This window comes from Jiella pacifica (genome assembly GCF_010500815.1).
Lineage (GTDB): Bacteria > Pseudomonadota > Alphaproteobacteria > Rhizobiales > Rhizobiaceae > Jiella > Jiella pacifica.
Genome location: NZ_JAAAMG010000073.1, coordinates 1 through 680 on the forward strand (window position 1 = coordinate 1; position 680 = coordinate 680).

1 protein-coding gene is annotated in these 680 nt (G+C 60.1%); it reads left to right on the forward strand.

What is annotated here, in order from left to right; all coding sequences use genetic code 11:
* The coding region (locus GTK09_RS27100) for a transposase (protein ID WP_163466492.1) at nt 1-656 on the forward strand (656 nt) is incomplete at its 5' end.
* Nucleotides 657-680 lie beyond the last annotated feature (24 nt).

Here is a 680-nt window from a genome sequence, read left to right on the forward strand (position 1 = left end):
AGCGCTCGGCTCGATCGCCGGAAAAGAGCATCATCGACCCGTATCTACCGATGCTGGAAGCGCAGTTGGCTAAAGGCTGCGAGAATGGCTCTCAGCTCTGGCGCGAAGTTCGAGATGCGGGCTTTCCTGGAACGCCCAAACAAATACGGCGGTGGCTTCAGGATCGACGAACGGGTCTTTCGAAGTTCACCACGCATCGTAACGCCGATCATGATCGAGGGTCGGAGGCTCCACATCCACTGGCCCTTCCTTCGCCAAAGCAACTCGCATGGATCATCGTCAAGGCACCCGACACGAGATCGGCTGAGGAGTCTGACGTGATCCAGCGGATCGGTCAGGACCGCGATGCCTGCGTCCTTTCTCGGCTCATCCGCCAATTTGTCGATCTCGTCCGCCGCGTCGGTACGAAGGCTCGCGATGCCGGACCGGCCTTCGACGAATGGCTTCTCGAAGCAAAAGGCTGCGGTGTGCGCCCATTCGAAACGTTCGCCGCAGGGCTCGAGCAAGACAGCAGCGCAGTCCACGCCGCTCTGCAGACCCGCTGGAGCAATGCCCAAACGGAGGGCCAGGTCACCAAGCTCAAACTTCTCAAGCGCTCAATGTACGGACGTGGGAACCTCGATCTCTTGCGCCGTCGACTCCTCTTGGCCGCGTAAAACCACACAACCTGCGCAAGAGCC